The sequence below is a fragment of the Phyllobacterium sp. genome, assembly GCF_037994405.1.
In the GTDB taxonomy this organism is placed as follows: Bacteria; Pseudomonadota; Alphaproteobacteria; order Rhizobiales; family Rhizobiaceae; genus Phyllobacterium.
Window position 1 is genome coordinate 25,404 of record NZ_JBBNAN010000330.1, and the last position, 8,247, is coordinate 33,650.

The 8,247-nt window shown below is 58.1% G+C and carries 8 protein-coding genes; 6 read left to right on the forward strand and 2 right to left on the reverse strand.

Annotated elements, in window-relative coordinates:
- Positions 1–92: 92 nt before the first annotated feature.
- Together AAAC48_RS18340 and AAAC48_RS18345 are read right to left on the reverse strand one after the other, a co-directional pair.
- Positions 93–1,238 carry a benzoate/H(+) symporter BenE family transporter gene (locus tag AAAC48_RS18340; RefSeq protein WP_340655562.1) on the reverse strand — a complete coding sequence of 382 codons (1,146 nt, stop codon included), beginning with the start codon at positions 1,236–1,238 and terminating at the stop codon, positions 93–95.
- 22 nt (positions 1,239–1,260) lie between these two features.
- Positions 1,261–2,052, reverse strand: a complete 792-nt coding sequence (locus AAAC48_RS18345; RefSeq protein WP_340655563.1) for an alpha/beta hydrolase — start codon at positions 2,050–2,052, stop codon at positions 1,261–1,263.
- 215 nt (positions 2,053–2,267) lie between these two features.
- Between AAAC48_RS18345 and infC the strand changes: the two genes are divergently transcribed.
- From infC to pheT, 6 genes are all read left to right on the forward strand, one after another.
- Complete coding sequence (gene infC / locus AAAC48_RS18350) at positions 2,268–2,804, forward strand: translation initiation factor IF-3 (RefSeq protein WP_105734100.1); 537 nt, start codon at positions 2,268–2,270, stop codon at positions 2,802–2,804.
- Between the two features lie 79 nt (positions 2,805–2,883).
- On the forward strand, positions 2,884–3,501 hold the full coding sequence (locus AAAC48_RS18355) for an isoprenylcysteine carboxylmethyltransferase family protein (protein WP_340655567.1): 618 nt from the start codon (positions 2,884–2,886) through the stop codon (positions 3,499–3,501).
- Between the two features lie 194 nt (positions 3,502–3,695).
- Positions 3,696–3,896, forward strand: coding sequence for a 50S ribosomal protein L35 (rpmI, locus tag AAAC48_RS18360; protein WP_106662221.1), 201 nt, complete (start codon positions 3,696–3,698; stop codon positions 3,894–3,896).
- Between the two features lie 78 nt (positions 3,897–3,974).
- Positions 3,975–4,376 (forward strand): 50S ribosomal protein L20, encoded by a 402-nt coding sequence (gene rplT, locus AAAC48_RS18365; protein WP_027230884.1) that lies wholly within the window; start codon positions 3,975–3,977, stop codon positions 4,374–4,376.
- 129 nt (positions 4,377–4,505) lie between these two features.
- On the forward strand, positions 4,506–5,588 hold the full coding sequence (gene pheS / locus AAAC48_RS18370; RefSeq protein WP_340655564.1) for a phenylalanine--tRNA ligase subunit alpha: 1,083 nt from the start codon (positions 4,506–4,508) through the stop codon (positions 5,586–5,588).
- A gap of 79 nt (positions 5,589–5,667) precedes the next feature.
- Positions 5,668–8,082, forward strand: coding sequence for a phenylalanine--tRNA ligase subunit beta (pheT, locus tag AAAC48_RS18375; RefSeq protein ID WP_340655565.1), 2,415 nt, complete (start codon positions 5,668–5,670; stop codon positions 8,080–8,082).
- Positions 8,083–8,247 lie beyond the last annotated feature (165 nt).

Consider the following 8,247-nt stretch of genomic DNA (forward strand, 5'->3'; position numbering starts at 1 on the left):
CCCCGACCCTGATTGGTCGATTGATAACGACATGGGAAAGGATTTGCGCCTTTTCAAGAATGCGTGATCTCATATGCTCCAAAGCATTGATATCAGAGATGTTTCTTTGCGTGATCGATGAAAACGACGATAAGGCCAGCTACCAGTGCCCAGAAGGCAGCGCCGATCCCACCGATGGTAATGCTAGATGCCGTAACCGCAAATGTCACAGTCGCTGCCAGGCGCTCATGTTCGATCTTGAGGGCGAGCGACATAGTGTTGGTGAAGGCCCCGATGAGCGCGAGACCTGCGACAAGGGCGATCAGCGGCGCGGGCAAGACCGCAAACAATGCAACCAGCGATGCGCCGAAAATCGCAAAGATCAGATAGGACAGCGCGTAGAACGGTCCGGTCAGCCAGCGCTTTTCCGGGTCGGGATGGGCGTCCGGTCCAGTGCAGATTGCAGCCGAAATCGCTGCCATATTGCTGGTGTGGGCGCCAAACGGCGCGCTGATCAGCGAAACGAGACCGGTAACCTGGAGCGCGGCGGCCGTAGGTGGTTCATAGCCCGCTGCACGCAGAACCGCAAAACCCGGCAGGTTTTGCGAGGCCATGGTGACGAGATAGAGCGGCAGGGCGAGCCCGATCATGGCACGCGCGTCGAAGACCGGCATGATCAGGGTCAACGTCGAGAGCTCGATGCTGGGAACACTCACGACGCGGCCGCTGAGAGAGGCGTAGAGGACGCCGCCGAAAAGTACCGCAAGCACTGCCATGGCCGGATTGAATAGGCGGATGATGAAGAACAGCGCGACGAGAGGCAGCACGAAAAGCGGATCCACGGGTACTGTCCGAGCCGCGCCGGTAAGAAAGGCGAAGAGGACACCGGCCAGCATGCCCGAAGCAATCGACGCGGGGATCTTCGACACCAGAGCGGAAATTGGCTTCACCAGCCCAGTGATGATGATGGCGATGGCGGTGATGATAAAGGCACCGACGGCCTGCTGCATGGTGAAGCCGATCGATCCGCCTATGAGTGCCAATCCGGGCGTCGACCAGGCAGCGATGATCGGCATCTTGTAGCGCCAGCTCAAATAGCCGGTGGCGACGAACATGGCGAGGCAGATTGCCGTTACCCAGCTTGCGGTCTCCGCCTGTGTTGCCCCTAGGGCCTGCGCCGCCGCGATGATGAGGGCAAGCGTTCCGCCAAATCCGACAACAGCAGCGACGACAGCAGAAGCAATCACGGAGAAGCGCATGGCGAAACCTGAGATAAGAGGTTCATTGGATGGATTGACGGGCTTTGAAGCGATCGACCATTGAAGACACCGTTCGGGAGAGAAGTTCAAGGTCTTGCGGCCGCGACAGGCGATGATCGCCATCGCGGACCAGCGTTATCGTCACATCATCGACGGGCAGGTGATCGACAAGGCGCAGTGCATGTGCATAGGGCACGTCGCGGTCTTCCATACCCTGGAGAATGTGGACCGGGCAGTCGGTCTGGATGACACCCTTCAGAACCTGATTGGTTTTGCCGTCTTCGAGCAGCGCCCTGGTATAAATATAAGGCTCGGGCGAATAGTCCGAAGGCTCTTCCATATAGCCGCGGTCGGCAAGTTGCCGGCGCTGGTCATGAGTCAGTTGTGGCTCGACCAGTTCCGAAGTGAAATCCGGTGCAGGCGCAATGAGGATCAGGCCGGCAACGCGCTCGCGTTCACCCGACCTCTGCAACTCCTGGATGAGGCGCAGGGCGATCCAACCGCCCATGGATGAGCCGACGAGAATCTGCGGGCCGGACGCGAAATGCCTGAAGACCGCCAGGCTTTGCTCAAGCCATGAGGAGATCGTTCCGTCGCGAAATTCGCCGCCGGATTCGCCATGGCCGGAATAATCGTGCCTGAGAAACGCCAGGCCTTTCTCGGCAGCGTAATGATCCAGCCACTCGGCCTTGGTGCCGAGCATGTCCGAGCGATAACCGCCGAGCCAGACAATGCCGGGTTCGCGCCCCGCACGAAGGCGAAGCGCAATATTCGTGCCTTTGACGTCAAGGAACTGTGGCGGCGATGTATTCATGAACGCGACTCCTCATCGATGTACTGCCTTTTGCCACGGCAAATCACCTCGATAAAGCCAGCAACATTGCATAAAACTGAAATATTCCTATGTTTGATTGGAGTGATTTATCCCGAAAATAGTGATATTGGCTTATGCCAGCGCATTCAAAGCATTGCGGCTACGGTCTGACGGTGCTATTTGCGTGACCGAAATAATTCAAGGAGACTACTGCCATTCGCCGACCCTTTAGAGCACAGGTGGTCCAGAAAGATGGACCGCGTTCCAACCGTGATATCCGGGTACCCCAGGTACAGCTCATTGATGCCGAAGGTGAAAACCACGGTATCGTTACCATTCAGGCAGCACTGGCCATGGCCGATGAGGCTGGACTCGACCTTGTCGAGATCGTGCCCAATGCCGAGCCGCCGGTCTGCAAGATCGTTGACCTTGGGAAACTGAAGTACCAGGGACAGAAGAAGGCTGCCGAAGCGCGCAAGAAGCAGAAGACGGTCGAGATCAAAGAAATCAAGATGCGCCCGAACATCGACACGCACGACTATGATGTGAAGATGAAGGCGATCAAGCGTTTCTTTGACGAAGGTGACAAGGTCAAGGTGACACTGCGTTTCCGTGGTCGTGAAATGGCCCACCAGGAGCTCGGAATGCGGCTCTTGGACCGGGTCAAGGAGGACACGGTAGATATTTCCAAGGTCGAGGCAGAGCCACGGCTTGAAGGCCGTCAGATGATGATGGTTCTCGCACCGCGCTGAAATAAGCGAAACATCACGATCTAAGCCGCCTACGGGCGGCTTTTGTCTTGAGTAGTCCAGATCCGAGGCCCTTATGGTGCTGACTTCCCCTAAAGAGATGTCCCGTTTTCAGCAACGCAGACGTATTGCGATTGCGGTGATCATCGGCTTGATTCTTGTGGCGCTGCTGACAGTTCGTTCCGCCTGGAGCAATGACTGGGCCCACGAGTATATCGAGGATTTTGGTATCGGCGTCATCGTGCTGACAATTCTTGGCCGGATGTGGTGCACGCTTTATATCGGCGGACGCAAAAGCACCGAGATTGTCCGGCTTGGACCGTATTCGATGAGCCGCAATCCGCTTTATGTCTTTAGCACGATTGGCGCTGCTGGCATCGGGTTTATGACAGGAAGCCTGATTGTGGCCCTGTTATTGGCCGTTCTTTGCTATGTGGCATTCTATTTTGTCATTGTGACGGAAGAGGGCTATCTGGAAGAAATATTTGGCGATGCATACACCTCATACAAGGCCGAAGTGCCGCGCTTCTTCCCGAATTTCTCGATCTATCGGGAAGCCGAAGTGCTGACAGTCAAGTCTTCCATGCTGTACAAGACATTCACTGACGGGCTGGTGTTCTTCGTTTCCTATCCGCTGTTCGAATTCGTCGAGTATCTGCAATCGATTCACGTTCTGCCAATTCTGCTGCGACTTTACTAAGGTTTTCGTCGGCACGCACGATTCAACAGTTGCGCTTTTCCTGACTTCTGCTAATAAGCACCCGTTCAAACCGCCCGGCAGGGCATGCCGTGGCGGTTTTGTATGCTTTCAGGCTTTGGTCGGCCTGAAATGAAAACAAGAGACCCGAAACTCTGAAAGAGCACAGCGGGACTCATAAGATTAGGAGTAGCAAAATGCCCAAGATGAAGACCAAATCTGCTGCCAAGAAACGGTTCAAGATCACCGGGACTGGCAAAGTCAAAGCCGCCGCCGCTGGCAAACGCCATGGCATGATCAAACGTTCGAACAAATTCATCCGTGACGCACGTGGCACAATGGTTCTCGCCGATGCCGATGCGAAGATCGTGAAGAAGTTCCTGCCCAACGGCCTCTAAGCCGGGCAACGTTTTTACCCCAAGAGGCGGTTATTTCGAAAGAAATGACAGGGAACCTCGAAGAAAGGAGATCATATCATGGCACGTGTAAAACGGGGCGTTACGTCCCACGCCAAGCATAAAAAAGTTCTGAAGCAGGCCGAGGGTTTCCGTGGCCGCCGCAAGAATACCATCCGCACCGCCAAGGCCGCTGTCGATCGTTCGAAGCAGTACGCTTACCGCGACCGTAAGAACAAGAAGCGCACGTTCCGCGCGCTCTGGACCCAGCGCATCAACGCCGCTGTGCGTGAACATGGCCTGACCTACAGCCGTTTCATCGATGGTCTGTCGAAGTCGGGTATCGAGGTTGACCGCAAGGTTCTGTCGGATCTCGCGATCCACGAGCCGGAAGCATTCGGTGCACTCGTGGCTTCTGCCAAGAAGGCGCTTGAATACCTCAAGAACACCACTCCGAACGCTTTTGAAGGCGCTGTCCACTAAGCCAGCCGCCGCTCCCAAAGCATTTCGGAAATATAGACTTGGGAAACCCGCGCTGGCTCGGCTAGCGCGGGTTTTTCAATTTTCTGCACGATTACGATCAGTCGCAAACCGCGAAACGGGTGAAGAACCATGGACGATCTGGTACAACTGGAAAGCGTGCTTGCCACGCAGATTGAGGCAGCGAATGACGAAGCGGCCATCGAAGCCGTCCGCGTTGCCGCCCTTGGCAAGAAGGGTTCCATTTCTGAGAAGCTGAAATCGCTGGGGTCGATGTCGCCGGAAGAGCGCCAGTCCCAGGGCCCGGCCATCAACGGATTGAAGAACCGCATCACCGAGGCGTTGACCGCCCGCAAGACCGCGCTCAAGGATGCGGCGATCACCCTGCGTCTCGAAACCGAGAAGGTCGATGTCACGCTTCCGGTCCGCGCCGCTCCGGCCGAGCGTGGCCGTATCCATCCGATCAGCCAGGTTGTCGACGAGATTACGGCGATCTTCGCCGATATGGGTTTCTCCATCGCGGAAGGCCCGGATATCGAGACGGATTACTACAATTTCACCGCGCTGAATTTCCCGGAGGGTCATCCGGCGCGCGAGATGCACGATACGTTCTTCTTCAACCCGGACGAGAATGGCGAGCGGCGCGTGCTGCGCACCCACACGAGCCCGGTGCAGATCCGCACCATGGAGAGCCAGAAGCCGCCGATCCGCATCGTCATTCCCGGCAAGACCTATCGCATGGATTCCGATGCCACCCATTCGCCGATGTTCCATCAGGTGGAGGGTCTGGTCATCGACAGGACTGCGAACGTCGCCAACATGAAGTGGGTGCTGGAAGAGTTCTGCAAGGCATTCTTCGAGGTCCCATCGCTGAAGATGCGCTTTCGCCCGTCCTATTTCCCCTTCACCGAGCCGTCGCTGGAAGTCGATATCCAGTGTGACCGTTCCGGCAAGGAAGTGAAGTTCGGCGAAGGCACCGACTGGATGGAGATTCTCGGCTGTGGCATGGTGCATCCCAATGTCCTGCGCGCCGTCGGTCTCGATCCGGATGAGTATCAGGGCTTTGCCTGGGGTATGGGCATCGATCGTATTGCCATGCTGAAATATGGCATGCCGGACCTGCGCGCCTTCTTCGATGCCGATGTCCGCTGGCTGCAGCATTACGGTTTCCGGCCGCTCGATATGCCGACGCTGTTTGGCGGCTTGAGCGCGTAAGGGGCACCAAGCTTCTTTGAGGGGACCTAGGCGGCTTTGCCGAAGTCCCCAGACATCAAATCTGAAAACGAGTGAAATCATGAAATTCACACTCTCCTGGCTGAAAGATCATCTTGAGACAAAGGCTTCGTTCGACGAGATCGTCGAGACCCTGACCATGATTGGTCTGGAGGTCGAATCGCTTGACGACAAGGCCGCGCTGAAGCCCTTCGTCATTGCCAAGGTGCTGACGGCCGCGCGCCATCCAGATGCCGACAAGTTGCAGGTCCTCACCGTCGATACCGGCGATGGCAAACCGCTGCAGGTGGTTTGCGGGGCGCCCAATGCACGTGCAGGTCTGGTCGGGGCCTTCGCTGCACCCGGCACCTACGTTCCTGGCATTGACCTTACATTGTCGGTCGGCAAGATCCGCGGCGTTGAAAGCCACGGCATGATGTGCTCCGAGCGCGAGCTGCAGATGTCCGACGAGCACAACGGCATCATCGACCTGCCCGCAGATGCGCCGGTCGGCACCAGCTTCGCCGCCTATGCGGGGCTGGACGATCCGGTCATCGAGATCAATCTGACACCAAACCGCCCCGATTGCACCAGCGTCTACGGCATCGCCCGCGACCTCGCCGCGGCTGGCCTCGGGACGCTCAGGCAGCAACCGATCGAACCGATGAAGGGCTCCGGCCGCCCGCAGGTGAACGTTGCGCTCGATCTCGGCGATAGCCCGCATCTTTGCCCGGGCTTCGCCTGGCGCACGATCAAGGGCGTCAAGAATGGCCATAGCCCGAAATGGCTGCAGCAGCGGTTGATCGCCATCGGCCTGCGCCCGATCAATGCGCTGGTGGATATCACCAACTATCTGACCTTCGACCGCGGGCGTCCGCTCCACGTCTTCGACGCCGACAAGGTCAAGGGCAACCTCACCGTGCGCCGCGCCAGGGAAGGGGAAAGCATCCTTGGCCTCAATGGCAAGGAATATACATTCAATCCGGACAATGTCGTTATCGCCGATGCAGATGGCGTCGAGTCGATTGGCGGCATCATGGGCGGCGAACATTCCGGCTGCGATGAGAACACCACCAATGTCGTGGTGGAATCAGCGCTTTGGGATGCGATGAACATTGCCCGTACAGGTCGTACGCTCGGCATCATAACCGATGCGCGTTACCGCTTCGAGCGCGGCGTTGATCCGGAATTCATGATCCCCGGCCTCGAGCTTGCGACGCAGCTGGTGCTCGATTTCTGCGGCGGCACGCCTTCCGAGAGGCAGGTCGTTGGCTACAAGGGCCATACGCCAAAGACGGTTCCGTTCCCAGCGTCGGAGGTCAAGCGCCTTACCGGCATCGATGTTCCGGCCGAAACCAGCCTCGATATCCTGTCGCGCCTCGGCTTCGTACCGCAAGGCAAGGGCGAGCTCGTGGATGCCGTGGTGCCGTCATGGCGCCCGGACATTGATGGCAAGGCCGATCTGGTCGAGGAAGTCATGCGTATCCATGGCGTCGACCGCATCGAACCGCAGCCGCTGGTGAGCCATGCGGCGGTCAACGGCAAGATCCTGACCACATTGCAGATTCGCACCCGCAATGCTCGGCGGGCACTCGCTGCGCGCGGCATGATGGAAGCTGTAACGTGGTCGTTCATTTCCGAAGAGGCCGCAAGGGCTTTCGGAGGCGGTCAGCCCGAACTGAAGCTCGCCAATCCGATCGCGGCCGACATGTCCGATATGCGCCCGTCGCTGTTGCCCGGCCTGCTTGCCGCTGCCCAGCGCAATGCCGATCGCGGTTTCAACGATCTCGCGCTGTTCGAAGTCTCGGGCACTTACGAAGGCAACACGCCGGAAGCCCAGCGCCGCGTTGCCGCTGGCGTTCGCCGCGGCACAGCCAGGCTTGAAGGTTCGGCCCGTCACTGGTCAGGCAATGCCGCTCCGGTTGGCGTTTTCGACGCAAAGGCCGATGCGCTGGCCGTGCTCGAAGCCTCAGGAGCGCCGGTCGACAAACTGCAGATCGAAAGCGGTGGTCCAGCCTGGTATCATCCCGGCCGCTCGGGCACGATCAAGCTTGGACCCAAGGTTATCCTCGCAACCTTCGGCGAGTTTCACCCGAAGACGTTGGAAACGCTCGATGTGGCAGGCAGCCTTTGTGGCTTCGAAGTCTATATCGACGCCATTCCGGAGCCGAAGCAGAAGGCGACCCGCACCAAGCTGGCACTCCACCTTTCGGATTTCCAGGCCGTGCGCCGGGATTTCGCGTTCATCGTCGACAAGTCCGTCGAAGCCGGCGCAATCGTTCGTGCAGCCCTTGCCGGCGACAAGAAGCTGATCACCGGCGTCCAGGTCTTCGATCTGTTCGAAGGTGCGTCCATTGGTGATGGCAAAAAGTCCGTGGCGATCGAAGTGGCGATCCAACCACTTGAACGCACCCTGAACGACGAGGATCTGGAAGCGCTGACGAAGCGCATCGTCGAAAGCGTGAGCAAGCAGACCGGTGGTGTGCTGCGGGGGTAGGGGTTGATGTCGATTATCTCCCCCCTTGCGGGGGAGAAATAGCGCCGAGCTGGCTTGTTACTTCTGAATAACTTTCCAGTTCTTGTAGAAGATCGAATTGCTGCCCTTCAGGACAACGCCCATGAACGCGACGATGGCGGCAAACAGCCCTGGCATATAGGAAGG

Excerpts from the sequence above, each read along its gene's own strand:
- AAAC48_RS18340 (WP_340655562.1), bottom strand. The coding sequence starts at position 1,238 with ATGCGCTTCTCCGTGATTGCTTCTGCTGTCGTCGCTGCTGTTGTCGGA.
- AAAC48_RS18345 (WP_340655563.1), bottom strand. The coding sequence starts at position 2,052 with ATGAATACATCGCCGCCACAGTTCCTTGACGTCAAAGGCACGAATATT.
- rpmI (WP_106662221.1), top strand. The coding sequence starts at position 3,696 with ATGCCCAAGATGAAGACCAAATCTGCTGCCAAGAAACGGTTCAAGATC.
- rplT (WP_027230884.1), top strand. The coding sequence starts at position 3,975 with ATGGCACGTGTAAAACGGGGCGTTACGTCCCACGCCAAGCATAAAAAA.
- pheS (WP_340655564.1), top strand. The coding sequence starts at position 4,506 with ATGGACGATCTGGTACAACTGGAAAGCGTGCTTGCCACGCAGATTGAG.
- pheT (WP_340655565.1), top strand. The coding sequence starts at position 5,668 with ATGAAATTCACACTCTCCTGGCTGAAAGATCATCTTGAGACAAAGGCT.